Raw genomic sequence first — 18,562 nt, forward strand, 5'->3', positions numbered from 1 at the left:
ATCCGGCGGAGGTGGGGACTGGAAGCCGGCGAGGTTTCGCGTACCGTTTCCGCTCATGGGTGTGTCGCAACGGTTGAAGAACAGGGTCCGGCGTTTCCTCCAGCGCCCGGGGACCACGGTCGATCTGGCCCCGCTGGAGAAGCTCCTGCCGGCGATCGAGAAGCGCGAGGACGAGCTGGCCGCGCTCGACGACGCCGAGCTGACCGAGGCGGCCGGCAAGGCCGAGAGCTTCACCGACATCTGCGCGGTCGGGCGTGAGGCCGCCAAACGCGGCCTCGACCAGCGGCCGTACGACGTCCAGCTCCTCGGCGCGATGTCGCTGCTCGCCGGCAAGGTCGCCGAGATGGCCACCGGTGAGGGCAAGACGCTGACCGCCACCATCGCCGCGTACGGCCACGTCCGGCGCGGCAACGGCCCGGTGCACGTGCTGACCGTCAACGACTACCTGGCCCGCCGCGACGCGCAGTGGATGGAGCCGGTCTACACCCTGCTCGGCCTGTCCGTCGGCTGGGTCACCGAGGCGTCCACGCCGGAGGAGCGCAAGGAGGCGTACGCCAGGGACGTCACCTACGTGTCGGTCAGCGAGGCCGGCTTCGACTTCCTGCGCGACCAGCTCGTCACCGACATCGAGGACAAGGTCCGGCCGCCGCTGGCGACCGCCATCGTCGACGAGGCCGACTCGATCCTGATCGACGAGGCCCGGGTGCCGATGGTGCTCGCCGGCTCGGTCCCCGGCGAGCAGGACCCGGTGCACTCGGCCGCCGAACTGGTCAAGGGCCTGCGCCCCGGCAAGCACTTCGAGGTGGCCGAGGACGGCCGCAGCGTGGCCTTCACCAGTGACGGCCTGGCGACCGTCGAGGCCAAGCTCGGCGACATCAACCTCTACGCCGACGAGAACGTCGCCCAGTTGTCGGCGGTCAACGTCGCCCTGCACGCCCACGCGCTGCTGCACCGCGACGTCGACTACATCGTCCGCAACGGCGGCGTCGAACTCGTCGACGAGATGCGCGGCCGGGTCGCCCAGCGGCGCCGCTGGCCGGACGGCCTCCAGGCCGCCGTCGAGGCCAAGGAGGGCTTGAACGCCACCGCCGAGGGCGAGGTGCTCGGCACCATCACCGTCCAGGGCTACATCGCGCTCTACCCGACGGTCTGCGGCATGACCGCGACCGCCGTCCTCGTCGGCGACCAGCTCCGCGAGTTCTTCAAGCTCGAGGTCGCGGTCATCCCGCCGAACACCCCGTGCATCCGCGTCGACGAGCCGGACCGCATCTACGCCACCCGGGCGGAGAAGGACGAGGCGCTGATCGACGAGATCGCCCGCTGCCACCAGGAGGGCCGGCCGGTGCTGGTCGGCACCCTCGACGTCAAGGAGTCCGAGGCGCTGGCGAAGGGCCTGGAAGCCGCCGGTGTGCAGTGCGTCGTCCTCAACGCCAAGAACGACGACGAGGAGGCGGCGATCATCGCCGAGGCCGGCGCGTACGGCGCGGTCACCGTCTCCACCCAGATGGCCGGCCGCGGTGTCGACATCCGGCTCGGTGGCAGCGACCAGTCCGATCGGGAGCGGGTTGCCGAACTCGGCGGTCTCTACGTGATGGGCAGCGGGCGGCACGACAGCCGCCGCGTCGACGACCAGTTGCGTGGCCGGGCCGGCCGGCAGGGCGACCCGGGCGCCTCGGTCTTCTTCGTCAGCCTCGAGGACGACCTCGTCGTACGGCACGCCCCGGACGCCGTACCGGCCTCGCCGCGGATGAACGCCGACGGCCTGGTCACCGACGACCAGGTCGACTTCGCCGTCGAGCACGCTCAGCGCATCGCCGAGGGCGTCAACCACGAGATCCACCGCAACACCTGGCGCTACAGCGTCGTGATCGAGCAGCAGCGCAAGGCCCTCGCGGAGCGGCGCGAGCGGCTGCTCACCAGCGAGGTCGCCGCGCTGATGCTGCTCGACCGCTGCCCGGAGAAGGCCGGTGACCTCGACGAGGACATTCTGTCCCGGGCGGCCCGGTCGATCGCGCTCTACCACCTCGACCGGCTGTGGGCCGAGCACCTCGCCGAGTTGTCCGAGGTGCGTGAGGGCGTACACCTGCGGGCGCTCGGCCGTCTCGACCCGCTCGACGAGTTCCACCGGGCCGCGGTGCCCGCGTTCAACGCGCTGATGCCGGCGATCGAGGAACGCACCGTGGAGACGTTCGAGGAGACCGAGTTCGGCGACGACTGGGAGCCCGACGAGTCCGAGCTGACCCGCCCGAGCGCCACCTGGACCTACCTGGTCCACGACAACCCGTTCGGGTCCGAACTCGACCGGCTCATCGCCGCGGTCGGCCGCCGGCTCACCTCCGGCGGTCGCTGACCGTACGACGTACGCCGGGCCGCTTCCGTCATCTCGGGAGGGGCCCGGCGCCGGCCGTCCTCCGGTCGGGTGATGCCCGAATACACGCTCCAGGCATGTCTGTCCCGTGCGGGGTGGTTTCTGCCACCCTGGCAGGGGTACCGATGGCAACGGCACTGTTGACGGACCTGGGGGAGTGGTCACGGTGAATAGTCGTCTGAAGGTGTCGGGCCATCCGATCCAGCCGATGCTGGTGACGTTCCCGCTCGGCCTGTTCGTGTGCGCGACCCTGTTCGACATCGCCGACGTCGGCGGCGGGCCGGCGTTCCTGGGCGAGGTCAGCTACTGGATCACCGTGGCCGGGCTGGTCGCCGCGGCGCTCACCGCCGTCGCCGGCATGATCGACCTGTGGGACGTGCCGGCCGGCCCGACCCGCCGTACGGTCGTCACGTTCAACCTCGTCAACGCCGGCATGGCCGCGCTGTTCGTGCTGGTGTGCCTGATGCGGGCCGGCACCGCCGACCGGGGCGCCAACGGCGGGCTCGTCGCCGTCGAACTGCTCGCCCTCGCCGTCGGCGCGTTCGGCGTACGGCTGGGCGCCATCCTGGTGCGCCGGTTCGACGAGGCGGCCGACGACGCCACCACCTTCGACGCGCTGCGGCCGACCGCCGAGATCGGCCGGGGCACGATCTACCGCGCCACCGCCCGCTGACCGGCCCGGGCCGGGATCGCGGCCGCGCCGCCCGGTCGCCCGGGTTCGGCCGGCGGCGTGGTCCGGCCCGGTGTCAGGCGGCGTCTGCGGGACGGGGCCAGCCGGCCAGCTTGGCCCGCAGCTCGGCGATCGCGGGCGGGGTGAGCCCGTAGCGGCCGAAGAGCCGGTCGTCCATCGCGTCCAGGTGGGCGCCGACCCGGACGACGTCCTCGGGATCCAGCGCCGGATCGGCGCGGTGCCCCAACGCCAGCAGTTCGCCCAGGTCGTAGCGTTGCAGCGCCGCGGCCGCGTCGATGTAGTCGCGCACCTCGCGCCGGTTGACCAGCGCCGCGATCTTGCCGGCCACCAGGTCGTCGATGTGCATGACCGGCCCGAGGTCCATCACCACCGGCGCCCGGTGCCGGTCGAGGCGGCCCAGCGTCAGCCGCAGCTCCCGGCCCTCCCGCCCGACGACCAGGTCGGCGAGGTCGTGGTCGAAGCCGTGGAACAGATCGCCCAGCTCGCTGTCCGGCTCCTCGGCCCGTACGTCGAAACCGGCCGCCTCGAGCGCCGCCCGCACCTCGTCACGCGCCGCGCCGACCGGCGCGTCGATGTCGCTGAACAGGTCGATGTCCTCGGTCGGACGGTGCACGACGCCGTGCAGCACCAGCGCGAGACCGCCACCGAGGGCGAAGCCGTGCCGGCGGGCGACCCCCAGGGCGATACGGGCGACGTCGGCGAAGATCGGGTCCAGGGATGGTGCGGTGGTCACGTCGCGCGGCGCAACTGGGCGTGCCGGCCCTCCCAGGCCCGGCGGACTCCGCGGGGCAGGTTGAGGGTCGGCCACAGCCGCACGAGGGTGTTGCCGTCGAGCCAGCGGCGCAGTTCGTCACCGCGGATCGCCTCGCGCAGCACGTTCTCGTACATCCAGCGCAGCTCGACGGGATCGTCGAGGTCGAAGGTGCGGTCCGGCGCCCAGAACAGCCGGACGGGCAGCTCCACGGTGCCGCGGACCGGACCGCGCAACTCGGCGAGGTCGCCGATGACGCGCGCGGCGCGACCGGGCCGGGCCGGATGGAGCACGGCCCCCGGCGGCTGACCCGTCACGGCACCCATGCGTCACAGCGTAGGTCCTGCTCGACCGCCCGCACCACCTCGTCGCGCCGATCAAGGTGAACTTGCGCGACAAACCACCTCAAATCCGGCCCATCGTCTCCATGATCGCGCATCGGGGAGACGGGGTCGCCTCAAGATCCGCTTGATCCGGGGGCTCGTGAAGATCCGCGTGATCAGGGGCCCTGTACCCCGACGCGCCGACGACACGCCCGACCTGGTCCCTGATCACGCGGATCATGGAGGCGGGCGGGCGGGCGGGGTGGGGAGTGGGGGTCAGGTTGGTAGGAGGGCGCGCATTCGGGTGATCTCGGCGGCCTGCTCGGCGGCTACGTCGTTGGCGAGCTTCTCCACCTCGACGTCGATGCCGGCCCGCAGGACGTCGGTGGCCATCCGGATCGCGCCCTCGTGGTGGCTGATCATCATCGCCACGAACTTCCGGTCGAAGTCCGCGCCCCGGGCGGCGGCGAGGTCCCGCATCGCCCCGGGGGTCTGCATGCCGGCCATGCCCTCGCTCTGGTGACCGTGCCCCGCCGCGTCGGCGTCGATGCCGCGCGCCTCCAGCCAGGCCCGCATCACCAGGATCTCCGGGGCCTGGCTGGACCGGATGCGGTCGGCGATGGCGACCAGGCCCGGGTTCTCGGCCCGGTCGGCGGCGAGCGTCGCCATCTGGAGTGCCTGGGTGTGGTGCGGGATCATCATCCGCAGGAACCAGGTGTCCATGGTGTTGTAGGTCTGGCCCGGGTTGGTCGGGATCTGGTCGGGGGCGACGACCGAGGCCGACTCGCCCGGGCGGCCGGGCACCACGACCGGGGCCGCCGGTTCGACCGGCGTCGGCGACGCGGCCGCGGTGGGCCGGGCGGCGCCGGTGTCGTCGCCGTCACCGCGCAGGAAACCGGCCATGACGATGCCGACGACCAGTACGGCCGCGCCCGCGATGGCGGCGATGGTGCGCCGGTGCGTCGACGTCACGGGCACCTCCGGTGCGGGTGGGGATTGTCGGGAGTGTATTGGTTCCCGAAAGGTCATCAATGTGACCCACATCACATCGATGGCTGCTGGTCGTCGGTAAGGTGTCCAGCATCATCAATCCCTTATCCCTGTGAGGGGTGCCGCTATGAACAAACCTTCCCTACCTGGGGCGCGGCAGTTCAAGTTCTTGGCGGTGGGGGCGGCAGCCCTCCTTTTCGTCAACCTCGTGGCCGCCGTACCCGGCAACGCGCAGGCACCGGTCGACCAGTGCGCCCCACTCGTCGGATCGGGTGACGACTTCGCCGAGCTGTGCCTGACCGAGCAGGAACTCACGGCGATGGACACGACCGGCGCCGATCTCGGTGTCGACGAGATCGCCAGCAGCCGCAACATGCGGCAGATCGCCAACGTCCCGAAGCAGGCGCCGTTCAACACGCAGGCCGCCCTGGGGACGGACATCGCGTTCCAGGGGCGCTACGCCTTCGTCGGCAACTACGACGGGTTCGTCATCTACGACATCAAGAACCCGCGCTCGCCGAAGATCACGTCGCAGGTGCTCTGCCCCGGCGCGCAGAACGACGTCTCGATCTACGGCGACCTGCTCTTCCTGTCGACCGACTCGTCGCGCAGCGACGACTCCTGCTCCAGCGTCTCCCAGACGGCGAGCAACGCCGCGTCCTGGGAGGGCATCAAGATCTTCGACGTCAAGGACAAGCGCAACCCGCGCTACATCAAGTCCGTCGAGACCAACTGCGGTTCGCACACCCACACGCTGGTGCCGGGCAAGGACCACCGCAACGTCTACCTCTACGTCTCGTCGTACGGCCCCAACGCGTCGTTCCCCGACTGCCAGCCGCCGCACGACCTGATCTCGATCGTCAAGGTGCCGGTGCGGGCCCCGACCGACGCCCACGTGCTGTCGGCCCCGGTGCTCTTCCCGGACGGCGGCAACCCGGGCGGCAACGGCAGCTCGACGACGAGCGGCTGCCACGACATCACGGTCTTCCCGAAGAAGGACCTCGCCGCGGGCGCCTGCATGGGCGACGGCGTGCTCTTCGACATCGCCAACCGTGAGGCGCCGCGGGTGATCCACACCGTCCGCGACACCACCAACTTCGCGTTCTGGCACTCGGCGACGTTCACCAACGACGGCAGCAAGATCGTCTTCACCGACGAGCTCGGTGGCGGTGGCGCGCCGACCTGCAACCCGACCATCGGCCCGACCCGCGGCGCCAACGCGATCTACCACCTGGAGGGGCGGGGCGACAACCGCAAGCTGGTCTTCAAGAACTACTGGAAGATCCCGCGGACCAACGGCCCGACCGAGAACTGCGTGGCGCACAACGGATCGCTGATCCCCGTCCTCGGTCGCGACATCATGGTCCAGGCCTGGTACCAGGGCGGAATCTCGGTGTGGGACTTCACCGACTCCGCCCGGCCGTTCGAGATCGGCTACTGGGAGCGCGGCCCGGTCGACGCGAACCGCATCGTGACCGGCGGCGCCTGGTCGACCTACTACTACAACGGCTACATCTACTCCAGCGACATCCAGAAGGGACTGGACGTACTGGAGATCAACGACTGGCGTACCTGGACCGCCAAGCTCCAGTGGTTCCCGGAGCTCAACGTCCAGACCCAGCCCGGTTACTGGGACTTCTGATCCGCCACCGGCGGACCGACCACCGGCCCGGCTCCCCGATTCGGGGAGCCGGGCCGGTCCCGTTTTCCCGCCCCTCACGGGCCGCAGCCCGGGGATCAGGGAGTAGTCCTGAACCGGACGGATCCGGCACGACTACTCCCTGATCGCGGGAGAACACCCGCCGGACGGGGGCGGGCGTCAGGGGCTGGTGCAGGTCGCCGCCGGGGTCGCGGCGGGGGTGCCGGTGCCGAGGTAGCCGAACGTCACCGACGTACCCGGGTTGAGCGAACCGTTCCAGCCGACGTTGCCGGCGGTCACCGCCCGGCCGGTCTGGGTGACGGTCGCGTTCCACGCCTGGGTGACCTGCTCGGCGCCGGCGTAGCTGAACCGCACCGTCCAGCCGCCGATCGACGCCGTCCCCGCGCGTACGGTCACCTCGCCCTGGAAGCCGCCCTGCCACTGGTTGACGATCCGGTGGGTGGCGGTGCACCCGCCGACCGGCGGCGGGGTGGTGGGCGGTGGAGTGGTTGGCGGCGTCGTCGGTGGCGGGGTGGTCGGTGGCGGGGTGGTCGGGGTGACCCCGCCGAGGGCGGCGGTCAGGGCCGGCAGCCACCGGTCGGCGATCCGCCGGTCGCCGGCGGCGTTGGGGTGCACCCCGTCGTAGGTGTCGGTGGCGGTGCTGAATCCGGTCCACTGGTCGACGACCACGACCGGCGATCCCGCCCTGCTCTTGGCGGCGGCCCAGGCCGGGATCGCCGCGTTGAGCGCGACCACCCGCTGCCCGCACTCGCCACAGGTGGGCGGCGCCATCGGGATGAGCTGCGCGACGAGAACCGTCGTCGCCGGGTTGCTGGCCCGCATCTGGTCGACGAGCTTGTCGTACGCCGCGATGATGGTCGCCGTCGGCACGTTGCTCCAGGCGTCGTTGGTGCCGAAGTGCATCAGGACGATGTCGGGGCGGGTCGCCGACAGCCAGTTGGGCAGCTGGTTCTGGTTGGCGACCGTGGTGACCAGTGCGCCGCCGTGGCCCTCGTTGTCGCCGTCGTACGGCACTCCGCAGCCCTGCGGGCCGAGCGTGCCGACGAAGTCGATGTCGGTGTGACCGGCGGCGGTCAGCGAGTTCCACAGCATGGCGCGCCAGCAGCCGGGCGAGCCGGTGATGGAGTCGCCGAGCGGCATGACGCGGGTGGGGGCGGCGGCCGCGAGGGCGGCGGGGCCGGATGCGGGTCGTGGGTCGGGCGTGCCCGCGACGGCGGGCAGGGCGGCCACCGCGGTGGCGGCGAGCAGGCCGAGCACGGTGGCGACCGCGGCCGGGAGTGCCCGGCGGGTGGGCCTTCGGAGCATGGGGAACCGTCTCCTGTCACGGTGATGGAGAAAGTGAGGTCTGACGGCCCGGTGCTCCCGCCGTATTCAATCAGCTCCCGTCGATGACAGCAATGCCGGCCGTGGTGCGGGATGGCAGCAATGCCGGCCGCGGTGCGGCATGACAGCAATGCCCGCCGGCGGGGCGGAATGGCGGCGCGGGCCGGGGCGGGCGAGGATGGGGCGGTGACCCCGCATGCAACCGTGTCCAGGCTGGACCTGGGATATTTCGTCCGACCGGCCGACGAGGTCGGCGGTCCGCTGCCGAGGGTGGAGCCGGTGCTGGCCTACCTGGTGCGCCGGCCGGAGGGGCTGCTGCTGTTCGACACCGGCATCGGGGCCGCCGACCCGGAGACCGAGGCGCACTACCGCCCGGTGCGGCGCCCGCTGGCCGGGGCGCTGGCGGCGGTCGGGGTGGCCGTCGACGACGTGTCGGTGGTGGTCAACTGCCACCTGCACTTCGACCACTGCGGCGGCAACCCGCTCTTCGCCGGCCGGCCCATCCTGGTCCAGGCGACCGAGTTGGCCACCGCCCGCGCCGGTGACTACACGTTCCCGGAACTGGTGGACTTCGCCGGGGTCAGCTACCGGGAGGTCGACGGCGAGGCCGAGATCTGGCCGGGGGTCCGGGTGGTTCCGACGCCCGGGCACACCGCCGGGCACCAGTCGCTGGTGGTCCGGGAGCCGGACGGCACGGTGGTGCTCGCCGGGCAGGCGCACGACTTCGCGTCGCAGTTCGGGTCGGACGAGCTGGCCCGGCGGGCCGGGCGCGACGGTGTGGCCGCGCCGCTGCCGGACTACCGGCCGTGGGTCGACCGGCTGCTGGAGTTCGATCCCCGGCGGGTCGTCTTCGCCCACGACGGGGCGGTCTGGGAGCCCTCCGGGAGCTGACGACCTGCTTCTATCGGCGGGTTTGCATGTATTGACAGGTCGTGTCGAAACAGTGAAGACTCTTTAGAGAGAGCGCTCTCACGTCCTCGTCAGTACGCCGTACCCCCGAAGGGAGTCCGCATGAGACGGACCCTGAGTGCGTTCGCGTCCGCGGCCACCGTCGCCGCGACGCTGGTGGCGATCCCGGCCGCCCCCGCCCTCGCCGCGCCCGCCGAAGCCCCGGACGCCGCCCCCGTCGTCGTCGCCCCCGTCGACGTGCCCGCCCCGATGCTCGCCGCCATGCAACGCGACCTCAAGCTCACCGCCGAGCAGGCCAGAGCCCGGCTGGCGACCGAGGCCGCCGCGCCGGCCCTGGAACGCCGGCTGCGCGCCAGCCTGGGTACGTCCTTCGGCGGCGCCTGGCTCGAGGGCGACGGCAGCCGCCTGGTGGTCGGCGTGACGTCGGCCGCCGACGCCGCCGCCGTACGCGCCGCCGGTGCGCAGCCGCGCCTGGTGACCCGTACCGAGAAGCAGCTCGACTCGACCCGGGCGACGCTGGACGCCAACGCCCGCAAGGCCGGTTCCGCCGTCCACGCCTGGTACGTCGACCCGGCCAGCAACAGTGTCGTGGTGGTCGCCGAGGGTACGGGCGCCGCCGACTCGTTCGTCCGCGGCGCGGGCGCCGACGCCCGCGGGGTGCGGGTCGTCGCCTCGACCGAGGCACCCCGCACGATGTACGACATCCGGGGCGGCGACCAGTACCTGATCAACGGCAACACGCTGTGCTCGGTCGGGTTCTCGGTGGTCGGCGGGTTCGTGACCGCCGGGCACTGCGGCGGTGTCGGCAGCGGCACCGCCGGCTACAACAACGTCGCGCAGGGCACCGTGCGCGGCTCGTCGTTCCCCGGCAACGACTACGGCTGGGTGCAGACCAACGCCAACTGGACCCCGCGGCCGTGGGTCAACAACTACGCCGGTGGCAACGTGACCGTGGCGGGCTCGCAGGAGGCGGCGATCAACGCCTCGGTGTGCCGTTCGGGCCGGACGACCGGCTGGCGCTGCGGCGTGATCCAGGCCAAGAACGTCACCGTCAACTACGCCCAGGGCGCGGTATACGGGATGACCCGTAGCAACGCCTGCGCCCAGGGTGGCGACTCCGGCGGGGCGTGGGTCTCCGGCAACCAGGCGCAGGGCGTGACCTCCGGCGGTTCGGGCAACTGCACGACCGGCGGCACGATGTACTTCCAGCCGGTCAACGAGATCCTCGGCGCGTACGGCCTCACCCTGGTCACCACCGGTGGCGGCAGCACCAGCCGGATCATCGGATACGCGAACAAGTGCATCGACGTGCCGAGCTCCAACGGGGTCGACGGCCAGTACCTGCACCTGTGGACGTGCAACGGCACCAACGCGCAGAACTGGACGTTCCCCGGCGACGGCACGATCCGCGCCTTCGGGCTGTGCATGGACGTCGCCTGGGGTTCCACCGCCAACGGCGCGGTGATCCAGTTGGCGCGCTGCAGCGGCAACCCGGCCCAGCAGTTCGTCCTCAGCGGCGCGGGTGACCTGGTCAACCCGCAGGCCAACAAGTGTGTCGACGTGAGCGGCTGGAACTCCAACGACGGGGCCCGGCTGGTCCTGTGGGAGTGCCTCGGCGGCGCCAACCAGAAGTGGCGGCGCGGCTGATCCGGTAGCGGAGCCCCTTCCGCGGTCAGGCGCGGGAGGGGCTCTTTGCCGCGTGCTAATTTGGTCGAGTGACTAAGTTAGTCGACCGACCAAATGGTGCGGATGACACAGGTGGTGAGAACGGCCCAGGTGATGGGCTTGGCCCAGGTGGTGAGAACGGCCCAAGTGACGGGAGCGGCCCAGGGGGTGGCGACCCGGCGGGCGGTGGCCCGGGGTCCGACGGTCCGGGGCGCGGTGACCGGCGGCGGACCGACCTCGTCGAGGCCGGCCTCGACCTGCTCGCCGAATCCGGCTGGCCGGCGGTGACCAGCCGGCTCGTCGCCGCCCGCGCCGGCGCCAACGTCGGGCTCGTCCACTACCACTTCGGCGGCATGCCCCGGCTCCGCGTCGAGATCGCCCGCCGTGCCACCGACCTGCTCGTCCGGCCCGTCGTCGACGAACTGGTCGGCTGCCCCGACCCCCGGGCCGCCGGCGAACTGGTCCGGGCCGCGGCCGGACTGCCCGGCGACGACCGGGCGGCCCGGCTCACCGTCGAGATCACCGCCGCGGCCATCCGCGAACCCGAGGTCGGCCAGGTGCTGCGCGAGGCGTTCGCCGACGCCCGGCGGCGGATCGCCGACTGGCTCGGTCAGCTACATCCACACTGGACGACCGCCCGGCGGGCCGACACCGCGACGCTGCTCACCGCCGCCCTCGACGGCCTGCTCCTGCACCGGATGCTCGATCGCGACCTGGCGGCCGACGGCGCCGTCGCCATCCTCGCCACCCTGCTGGAGGCCGACGATGACTGACCACCCGCTGCCCGCCGCCGTGCCGCCGAGCCGGAGCGGGGCGGCCGGCCGGCCCGGAGCCGGCGGCTGGCTCTTCGGTCCCGGCGCGACCCGGGCCGAGCAGGTGTTCGCCTGGTTGGCCGCCGCGGCCGGCCTGGCCGCCGTCGGCGTCGCCGCCCTCGATCTGGACTGGTCGTGGTGGCGGGTGCTGGTGGCGGCCGTGCTCGTCGTCGACCTGGCCGGCGGCGTGGTCGCCAACGGGCTCGACTCCGCCAAGCGCTTCTACCACGGTCCGCCCCCGGCCCACCTGCGGGCGACCGGCCGGTTCCTGCACCACCCGGTCGGCTTCGCGGCCGTGCACGTCCAGCCGATCGCCATCGGGCTGCTCTTCGCCGGTGGCGTGTGGTGGTGGGGAACCCTCTGGTGGGCCGTCGCGCTGGCCGGCACCGTACTGGTGAACCGGCTGCCCGCCCACCTGGCCCGCCCGGCCGCCCTACTGGTGGTGACCGGGACGGTCTTCGCCGCACCGGCGGTGCCGGGACCGGACGGCTTCTGGTGGCTGCCGGCCGTACTGACGCTGAAACTGGTGCTCGCCCACGCCGTCCCCGAAGGGCCGCGCCGGACTCAGGACGCCTCGATCATCGCGACGACGTCGACGGTGGGCCGCACGTCACCGAACGTGCGGTAGATCGTGTGGAGCGCGGCGTTGTGATCCCGGTCCCGTAGTGCCGCGTTGGCGTCGGCGACCATGATGACCCGATAGCCCAGGGTGCTGGCGTCCCGCGCGGACGATTCGTAGCAGACGTTGGTGACCGTGCCGGTGATCAGGACCGTGTCGACACCCCGTGCGGCGAGCAGGTCGGGCAGCGGGGACCGGCCCGGGAAGAAGGCGCTCGCCGCGGTCTTCTCGACCAGCAGGTCGCCGTCGTGGATCTCGAACTCGTGCCACAGCCGGTCCCGAAGCGGGCCGGTGCCACCCGAGCGTCGGTACATCTCGGCGACCCGCGGCCCGTAGAACTCGACGGCCACCGCCGGCTGCCCGTCCGCCCCGGGCAGCACCCAGGCGACCGTCCCGCCGGCCCGGCGCAGGGTGTCGGCGATCCGGCCGATGTTGGGCACCACGCCCCGGCAGTATTCGTTCTGCGTCACGAAGAACGGCACCATGTCGACGACCACGAGTGCCGTCCGGTGTGGATCGAGGTGGCCGAACGCGTGCCGCCGGCCGCGCCGCGCCTCCTGCCGGGCGTACTCCCGATCCTCGATCAGCCATGCGTGGACCCTGCGCTGCCCGTCGGCCGCCATGGCGGTCGACCCTACCGGCCGCCGCGGTACAGCGCCCGGGTGCGGCGGCCGCTGGCCCTCCGGGGTGCGCCGGCGGCGGCCGCGAGCACGGTGGCCAGCTCGTCGAAGCCGCCGCGGACGAGGCCGGCGGTGACCCGTACGTGGTCGCCGCCGAGCGGTCCGACCTCGAACGGCGTACCGGGGGCGACCGCGATCCCGTGGCCGGCCAGCGCCAGCATCGCCACCTGCTGGTCGTGCACGGGTAGCCACAGGTTGATGCCGTCGGCGGCCGACGCCCGCACGCCGTGCCCGGCCAGGGCGGTGAGCAGCCGCACGCGGCGGCGGGCGTACTCGGCGCGCGCTGTGGCGACGGCCCGGAGCGCGTCCGGGTCGGTGAGCAGGTCGAGCAGTACGCCCTGGAGCACCCGGCTGGACCAGCCGGGCCCGAGCAGCCGGCGGTCGGCGACCGCGGTCACCACCTGCGCCGGGCCGCCGATCGCGGCGAGCCGCAGGTCGGGGCCGTGCGACTTGGAGAAGCTGCGGACGTGTACGACCCGGTCGGGCAGCCATTCGCCGAGCGACAGCGCCGGTGCCGAGGCGATGTCGCCGGCGTGGTCGTCCTCGATGACGGTGAGCCCCGGGTGGGGGCGCAGGACGGTGGCGAGCGCGGCGGCCCGCGCCGCCGACATCGAGATCCCGGTCGGGTTCTGCGCCCGTGGTTGCAGGACCAGCGCGGCCGGCTCGTCCGACAGGGCGGCGGCCAGTGCGGTCGGGTCCAGGCCCTCGTCGTCCATCGGCACCGGTACGGGCACCGCGCCGACCGACTCGAGCAGGTCGAGCATCGGCGGGAAGGTCGGGTTCTCGACCAGGACGCGGTCGCCGAAGTGGACGGTGCGGGCCAGGATCCGGTCCAGCGCGTCGAGCGCGCCGTCGACGACGGTGAGCCGTTGCGGCGGGTACGGCCACCGTTCGCGCAGCGCCTCCTCGAGCCGGGGCAGCACCGGCTCCTCGAGGTAGCTGGGGGTGAGCCGGGTGTCGCCGATGCGGCGCAGCGCCGGGGCGAGGTCGGGCAGCAGGTCGTGGTCGGGTACCCCGGTGGACAGGTCGTGCGGCAGGGTCGCGGGGCTGGCGGTGAGCCGGGCGTACCGCATCCGGTGCCGGGGCCGGATCGGGGCGAGGACGTAGGTGCCGGAGCGCCCCCGGGTCTGGATCGCGCCGGCACCGGCCAGCGAGCGCCACGCCTCGCTGACCGTGGTGGGGCTGATCCCGAGTTCGCGGGCGACGACGCGGACCGTCGGCAGGCGGGTGCCGGCGGGCAGCGTGCCGTCGCGCACCAGACGGCTCACCGCCGCGGCGATCCCACGGGCGGTACGGTCGTTGACCGCTTCGGCGATGAGCTGCAGCATGTTACTTCTCCGCAATCCGCCGTAACGAATTGGTTATTGTCCACCCGGACTTGTGTCACTAAAGTCCTACGCCATCCGTCCGGAAATCCACAAGGTCCGAAAAAAGCTCCACGCCGACGAGCGCCGCGACGACGCGGCGACGAGGAGGGATTGGTCATGGCGGACATCGTCCGTGCCGCGATCGTGCAGACGAACTGGACCGGTGACAAGGAGTCGATGATCAAGGCCCATGAGGAGTACGCCCGCCAGGCGGCCGCCCAGGGTGCCAAGGTCATCTGCTTCCAGGAACTGTTCTACGGCCCGTACTTCTGCCAGGTGCAGGACAAGGAGTTCTACTCGTACGCCGAGTCGGTGCCCGGCCCGACCACCGAGCGGTTCCAGGCCCTCGCCGCCGAGTTGGGCATGGTCATGGTGCTGCCGATGTACGAGCAGGAACAGCCCGGCGTCCTCTACAACACCGCGGCCGTGGTCGACGCCGACGGCAGCTACCTCGGTAAATACCGGAAGACCCACATTCCGCAGGTCAAAGGCTTCTGGGAGAAGTTCTACTTCCGCCCCGGCAACCTCGGATACCCCACCTTCGACACCGCGGTCGGCCGCATCGGCGTCTACATCTGCTACGACCGGCATTTCCCGGAGGGCTGGCGCGCGCTCGGCCTGGCCGGCGCCAAGATCGTCTTCAATCCGTCGGCGACCAGTCGCGGCCTGTCGGCCTACCTGTGGAAGCTGGAGCAGCCGGCCAGCGCGGTCGCCAACGAGTACTTCATCGGCGCGATCAACCGCACCGGCGTCGAGGACCTGGGCGACAACGACTTCTACGGCACGTCGTACTTCGTCGACCCCGAGGGCAAGTTCGTCGGCGAGGTCGGCGACGACCACAACCCGGAACTGATCGTGCGCGACCTCGACATGGGCCTGCTCGACGAGGTACGCGACCGGTGGGCGTTCTACCGCGACCGCCGCCCGGACGCCTACGACAGCCTCGTCAAGCCGTAAGGGAGCCGACCACCATGTCCCTGCTGATCACCGGCGGCACCGTCGTCGGCCCGAGCGGCTCGTACCCCGCCGACGTGCTCGTCGAGGGCGAGAAGATCGCCGCGCTGTTCGTTCCGGGCGGCGGCCCCGACGGCGTCGAGACCGTCGACGCCACCGGCAAGTACGTCATTCCGGGCGGGATCGACGCGCACACCCACATGGAGCTGCCGTTCGGCGGCACCAACGCCTCGGACACCTTCGACACCGGCACCCGGGCGGCGGCCTTCGGCGGCACCACCACCATCATCGACTTCGCCGTGCAGCGCACCGGCGAGGTGGTGCAGGACGGGCTCGCCGCCTGGCACGCCAAGGCCGAGGGCAACTGCCACGTCGACTACGCCTTCCACATGATCCTCGGCGGCGTCGACGACGACTCGCTCAAGGCGATGGACCAGCTCGTCACCGACGAGGGCATCTCCAGCTTCAAGCTGTTCATGGCGTACCCGGGGGTGTTCTACTCCGACGACGGCCAGATCCTGCGGGCGATGCAGAAGGCCCGCGACAACGGCGCGATGATCATGATGCACGCCGAGAACGGCATCGCGATCGACGTGCTCGTCCAGCAGGCCCTGTCCCGCGGCGAGACCGACCCGGTCCACCACGGGCTGACCCGACCCGAGGCGATGGAGGCCGAGGCGACCCACCGGGCCATCCGGCTCGCCGAGGTGGCCCAGGACTGCCCGCTCTACATCGTGCACCTGTCGGCCAGCCAGGCCCTGGAACAGGTCGCCGCGGCCCGCGACGCCGGCCGCAACGTCTTCGCCGAGACCTGCCCGCAGTACCTCTACCTGACGCTGGAGGACCAGCTCGGCGCGCCCGGCTTCGAGGGCGCCAAGTGGGTCTGCTCCACCCCGCTGCGCAGCGGCAAGGAACACCACCACCGCGACCTGTGGAAGGGCCTGCGCAGCAACGACCTGGCGATCGTCTCCACCGACCACTGCCCGTTCTGCTTCAAGGACCAGAAGGAGCTGGGCCTCGGCGACTTCTCCAAGATCCCCAACGGGATCGGCGGTGTCGAGCACCGGGTCGACCTGGTCTACCAGGGCGTCGTCGACGGCAAGCTGTCGCTGGAACGCTGGGTCGAGACGATCTCCACCACACCGGCCCGGATGTTCGGCCTCTACCCGCGCAAGGGCGTCATCGCCCCCGGCTCCGACGCCGACATCGTGCTCTACGACCCGGCCGGCCGGACGCGGATCAGCGTCGAGACCCACCACATGAACATGGACCACTCGGCGTACGAGGGGTACGAGATCGCCGGCAAGGTCGACACCGTGATCTCCCGGGGCACCGTCGTCGTCGCCGGCGGCGCCTACCACGGCCGCAAGGGCCACGGCCGCTACCTGCCCCGCGGCCTGTCGTCGTACCTCGTCTGAGCCCGGGGGAGTTGAACATCATGGACATCGGTGTCGTGTTCCAGTGCGACCCGCCCGCCCGCGAGGTCGTCCGGCTGGCCCGGCAGGCCGAGGCGGCCGGCTTCAGCCACGTGTGGACGTTCGACTCGCACCTGCTGTGGCAGGAGCCGTTCGTCATCTACTCGCAGATCCTGGCCGAGACCTCCCGGGTCATGGTCGGGCCGATGGTCACCAACCCCGGCACCCGGGACGTGACGGTGACCGCGTCGCTGTTCGCCACCCTCAACGAGATGTACGGCAACCGCACCGTCTGCGGCATCGGCCGGGGCGACTCGGCGCTGCGGACGCTGGGCTACCAGCCGACGACCATCGCCGAACTGCGGGACAGCGTCAACGTCATCCGCGACCTCGCCAACGGGCGGGCCGCCACCTACCGGGGCGCCCAGGTGCACTTCCCGTGGGCGGCCGGCGGCGAACTGGAGGTGTGGGTCGCCGCGTACGGGCCGCGGGCGCTGGCCCTGACCGGTGAGGTCGGCGACGGTTACATCCTGCAACTCGCCGACCCCGATCTCGCCGCCTGGATGATCTCCACGGTGCGTTCCGCGGCGGAGCGGGCCGGCCGCGACCCGGCCGCGATCAAGTTCTGCGTGGCCGCGCCCGCCTACGTCGGCGACGACCTGGCCCACCAGCGCGACCAGACCCGCTGGTTCGGCGGCATGGTCGGCAACCACGTCGCCGACATCGTCGCCCGGTACGGCGCCAGCGGCGCGGTACCGCCGGCGCTCACCGACTACATCCGGGGCCGGCAGGGCTACGACTACGCCGAGCACGGCCGGGCCGGCAACAGCCACACCGACTTCGTGCCGGACGAGATCGTCGACCGGTTCTGCGTCCTCGGCCCGGTCGAGGCGCACCTGGAGAAGTTGCGGGTGCTGCGCGAACTCGGCGTCGACCAGTTCGCCGTCTACCTCCAGCACGACGACAAGGAGCACACCCTCGCCGCGTACGGCGAGCACGTCATCCCGGCCCTGCGCGGCGAGACGCCGAAGCCCACCCCGGCGGCCGCGTGAGCGAGCGTGGCGGGCGAACCATCGGGCTCGGTGGTTGGCACGCGGCGGCCGAGCGTAGCGAGGTCGCCGCGTGAGTCTCGGACAGACCTGGCGGCGCCGGGCGCGGGTGGCCCTGGGCGTCGTCGGGGCGCTGGTCGTCGGGGTGCTGCTGTGGGAGGGCTACAAGGCGGTCGGTGACCCGGACGGGACGGTGGTGCTCGGGGTACGGCTGCTGCCCCGGGCCGACGACGCGGCGATGCCGCACGTCGCCGACATCGTCGGCCGGTTCGCCGACCCGGAACTCGCCGGCGGCGACCCGATCGGCCTGGTCGTGCTGTCGGCGTGCCTGTTCACGCTGCGGTCGGTGGCGGTCGGGTTCGGACTCGGGGCACTGGTGGGGCTGCTGCTCGCGGTGCTGATGCAGCGGCTGCGGGTGGTCGAGCGGGGGCTGCTGCCGTACGTGGTGCTGTCGCAGACGGTGCCGCTGATCGCGCTCGCCCCGGTCATCGCCGGCTGGGGCGGCGGGCTGTCGCTGGGGGCGTACCCGTGGCAGCCGTGGATGTCGGTCGCCACGATCGCCTCGTACCTGGCGTTCTTCCCGGTCGCGGTCGGGATGCTGCGCGGGTTGCAGTCGCCGGCGCCGATCGCCGAGGAACTGATGCACAGCTACGCGGCCGGCTGGTGGCGGACCCTGGTCAAGCTCCGGTTGCCGGCGTCGCTGCCGTACCTGTTCCCGGCGCTGCGGCTGGCCGGCGCCGCCGCGGTTGTCGGCGCCGTGGTCGGCGAGATCTCGACCGGTACCCGGGGCGGCATCGGCCGGCTGGTGATCGAGTACTCCCGGGAGGCGACCGCCGACCCGGCGAAGGTCTACACCGCGATGATCGGCGCGGCGCTGCTCGGGCTGGTGGTCGCGGCTGTCGTCGGCGCGCTGGAGTTCCTGTTGTCCCGACAGCGGAAGGTTTTCCCGTGACCGAGCGGAGCGAGGGAACCGGTTGGCTCAGTGG

At 72.0% G+C, this 18,562-nt stretch carries 17 protein-coding genes; 11 read left to right on the plus strand and 6 right to left on the minus strand.

The features are described from left to right. Positions 1-55: 55 nt before the first annotated feature. Positions 56-2,350: an accessory Sec system translocase SecA2 gene (secA2, locus tag QCD66_RS13440; RefSeq protein WP_375733786.1), complete on the plus strand. Its 2,295-nt coding sequence runs from the start codon at positions 56-58 to the stop codon at positions 2,348-2,350. A gap of 184 nt (positions 2,351-2,534) precedes the next feature. Beyond that, positions 2,535-3,041: a DUF2231 domain-containing protein gene (locus tag QCD66_RS13445; RefSeq protein ID WP_357543895.1), complete on the plus strand. Its 507-nt coding sequence runs from the start codon at positions 2,535-2,537 to the stop codon at positions 3,039-3,041. A gap of 73 nt (positions 3,042-3,114) precedes the next feature. On the opposite strand, the gene QCD66_RS13450 is transcribed toward QCD66_RS13445, so the two are convergent. The 3 genes from QCD66_RS13450 to QCD66_RS13460 form a co-directional block, all read right to left on the minus strand. Beyond that, positions 3,115-3,792: a nucleotidyl transferase AbiEii/AbiGii toxin family protein gene (locus QCD66_RS13450; protein ID WP_375733787.1), complete on the minus strand. Its 678-nt coding sequence runs from the start codon at positions 3,790-3,792 to the stop codon at positions 3,115-3,117. Then, on the minus strand, positions 3,789-4,136 hold the full coding sequence (locus tag QCD66_RS13455; RefSeq protein ID WP_375733788.1) for a hypothetical protein: 348 nt from the start codon (positions 4,134-4,136) through the stop codon (positions 3,789-3,791). The genes QCD66_RS13450 and QCD66_RS13455 overlap by 4 nt, the downstream gene beginning before the upstream one ends. Before the next feature lie 273 nt (positions 4,137-4,409). Beyond that, positions 4,410-5,105 carry a DUF305 domain-containing protein gene (locus QCD66_RS13460; RefSeq protein ID WP_375733789.1) on the minus strand — a complete coding sequence of 232 codons (696 nt, stop codon included), beginning with the start codon at positions 5,103-5,105 and terminating at the stop codon, positions 4,410-4,412. 145 nt (positions 5,106-5,250) lie between these two features. Here QCD66_RS13460 and QCD66_RS13465 point away from each other — a divergent pair, with 145 nt between their 5' ends. Continuing rightward, the gene (locus tag QCD66_RS13465) at positions 5,251-6,765 is read left to right on the plus strand and encodes a hypothetical protein (RefSeq protein WP_364218694.1); all 1,515 of its coding nucleotides are present in this window, start codon (positions 5,251-5,253) and stop codon (positions 6,763-6,765) included. Between the two features lie 177 nt (positions 6,766-6,942). On the opposite strand, the gene QCD66_RS13470 is transcribed toward QCD66_RS13465, so the two are convergent. Then, a complete protein-coding gene (locus QCD66_RS13470; protein ID WP_375733790.1) occupies positions 6,943-8,088 on the minus strand; it encodes a cellulose binding domain-containing protein in 1,146 nt (381 codons plus the stop codon). Between the two features lie 204 nt (positions 8,089-8,292). Between QCD66_RS13470 and QCD66_RS13475 the strand changes: the two genes are divergently transcribed. From QCD66_RS13475 to QCD66_RS13490, 4 genes are all read left to right on the plus strand, one after another. After that, the gene (locus QCD66_RS13475; protein ID WP_364218690.1) at positions 8,293-8,997 is read left to right on the plus strand and encodes an MBL fold metallo-hydrolase; all 705 of its coding nucleotides are present in this window, start codon (positions 8,293-8,295) and stop codon (positions 8,995-8,997) included. A 120-nt stretch (positions 8,998-9,117) separates the two neighbouring features. Continuing rightward, positions 9,118-10,662: a ricin-type beta-trefoil lectin domain protein gene (locus QCD66_RS13480; protein WP_364218688.1), complete on the plus strand. Its 1,545-nt coding sequence runs from the start codon at positions 9,118-9,120 to the stop codon at positions 10,660-10,662. A gap of 68 nt (positions 10,663-10,730) precedes the next feature. Next, positions 10,731-11,453 (plus strand): TetR/AcrR family transcriptional regulator, encoded by a 723-nt coding sequence (locus QCD66_RS13485; RefSeq protein ID WP_375733791.1) that lies wholly within the window; start codon positions 10,731-10,733, stop codon positions 11,451-11,453. Further along, the gene (locus QCD66_RS13490) at positions 11,446-12,120 is read left to right on the plus strand and encodes a hypothetical protein (RefSeq protein WP_375733792.1); all 675 of its coding nucleotides are present in this window, start codon (positions 11,446-11,448) and stop codon (positions 12,118-12,120) included. The genes QCD66_RS13485 and QCD66_RS13490 overlap by 8 nt, the downstream gene beginning before the upstream one ends. Here the strand turns inward: QCD66_RS13490 and QCD66_RS13495 are convergent. Then, positions 12,057-12,734: an isochorismatase family protein gene (locus QCD66_RS13495; RefSeq protein ID WP_375733793.1), complete on the minus strand. Its 678-nt coding sequence runs from the start codon at positions 12,732-12,734 to the stop codon at positions 12,057-12,059. The two genes, QCD66_RS13490 and QCD66_RS13495, sit on opposite strands and share 64 nt — an antisense overlap. Positions 12,735-12,745: 11 nt before the next feature. Beyond that, positions 12,746-14,119 carry an aminotransferase class I/II-fold pyridoxal phosphate-dependent enzyme gene (locus tag QCD66_RS13500; RefSeq protein WP_364218680.1) on the minus strand — a complete coding sequence of 458 codons (1,374 nt, stop codon included), beginning with the start codon at positions 14,117-14,119 and terminating at the stop codon, positions 12,746-12,748. A 156-nt stretch (positions 14,120-14,275) separates the two neighbouring features. On the opposite strand from QCD66_RS13500, the gene QCD66_RS13505 reads away from it, so the two are divergent. From QCD66_RS13505 to QCD66_RS13520, 4 genes are all read left to right on the plus strand, one after another. After that, positions 14,276-15,115: a nitrilase-related carbon-nitrogen hydrolase gene (locus QCD66_RS13505; RefSeq protein ID WP_375733794.1), complete on the plus strand. Its 840-nt coding sequence runs from the start codon at positions 14,276-14,278 to the stop codon at positions 15,113-15,115. A gap of 14 nt (positions 15,116-15,129) precedes the next feature. Then, the gene (hydA, locus tag QCD66_RS13510) at positions 15,130-16,530 is read left to right on the plus strand and encodes a dihydropyrimidinase (RefSeq protein ID WP_375733795.1); all 1,401 of its coding nucleotides are present in this window, start codon (positions 15,130-15,132) and stop codon (positions 16,528-16,530) included. 20 nt (positions 16,531-16,550) lie between these two features. After that, positions 16,551-17,579, plus strand: a complete 1,029-nt coding sequence (locus tag QCD66_RS13515; RefSeq protein ID WP_364218675.1) for a TIGR03842 family LLM class F420-dependent oxidoreductase — start codon at positions 16,551-16,553, stop codon at positions 17,577-17,579. Positions 17,580-17,649: 70 nt separating this feature from the next. Beyond that, positions 17,650-18,528, plus strand: coding sequence for an ABC transporter permease subunit (locus QCD66_RS13520; RefSeq protein WP_364218672.1), 879 nt, complete (start codon positions 17,650-17,652; stop codon positions 18,526-18,528). The last annotated feature ends 34 nt before the right edge of the window (positions 18,529-18,562 follow it).

This window comes from Polymorphospora sp. A560 (assembly GCF_045781765.1).
GTDB classification, from domain to species: domain Bacteria; phylum Actinomycetota; class Actinomycetes; order Mycobacteriales; family Micromonosporaceae; genus Polymorphospora; species Polymorphospora lycopeni.

Excerpts from the sequence above, each read along its gene's own strand:
- QCD66_RS13455 (WP_375733788.1), bottom strand. The coding sequence starts at position 4,136 with ATGGGTGCCGTGACGGGTCAGCCGCCGGGGGCCGTGCTCCATCCGGCC.
- QCD66_RS13490 (WP_375733792.1), top strand. The coding sequence starts at position 11,446 with ATGACTGACCACCCGCTGCCCGCCGCCGTGCCGCCGAGCCGGAGCGGG.
- QCD66_RS13505 (WP_375733794.1), top strand. The coding sequence starts at position 14,276 with ATGGCGGACATCGTCCGTGCCGCGATCGTGCAGACGAACTGGACCGGT.
- QCD66_RS13500 (WP_364218680.1), bottom strand. The coding sequence starts at position 14,119 with ATGCTGCAGCTCATCGCCGAAGCGGTCAACGACCGTACCGCCCGTGGG.
- QCD66_RS13515 (WP_364218675.1), top strand. The coding sequence starts at position 16,551 with ATGGACATCGGTGTCGTGTTCCAGTGCGACCCGCCCGCCCGCGAGGTC.
- hydA (WP_375733795.1), top strand. The coding sequence starts at position 15,130 with ATGTCCCTGCTGATCACCGGCGGCACCGTCGTCGGCCCGAGCGGCTCG.
- QCD66_RS13495 (WP_375733793.1), bottom strand. The coding sequence starts at position 12,734 with ATGGCGGCCGACGGGCAGCGCAGGGTCCACGCATGGCTGATCGAGGAT.
- QCD66_RS13480 (WP_364218688.1), top strand. The coding sequence starts at position 9,118 with ATGAGACGGACCCTGAGTGCGTTCGCGTCCGCGGCCACCGTCGCCGCG.
- QCD66_RS13465 (WP_364218694.1), top strand. The coding sequence starts at position 5,251 with ATGAACAAACCTTCCCTACCTGGGGCGCGGCAGTTCAAGTTCTTGGCG.
- secA2 (WP_375733786.1), top strand. The coding sequence starts at position 56 with ATGGGTGTGTCGCAACGGTTGAAGAACAGGGTCCGGCGTTTCCTCCAG.
- QCD66_RS13470 (WP_375733790.1), bottom strand. The coding sequence starts at position 8,088 with ATGCTCCGAAGGCCCACCCGCCGGGCACTCCCGGCCGCGGTCGCCACC.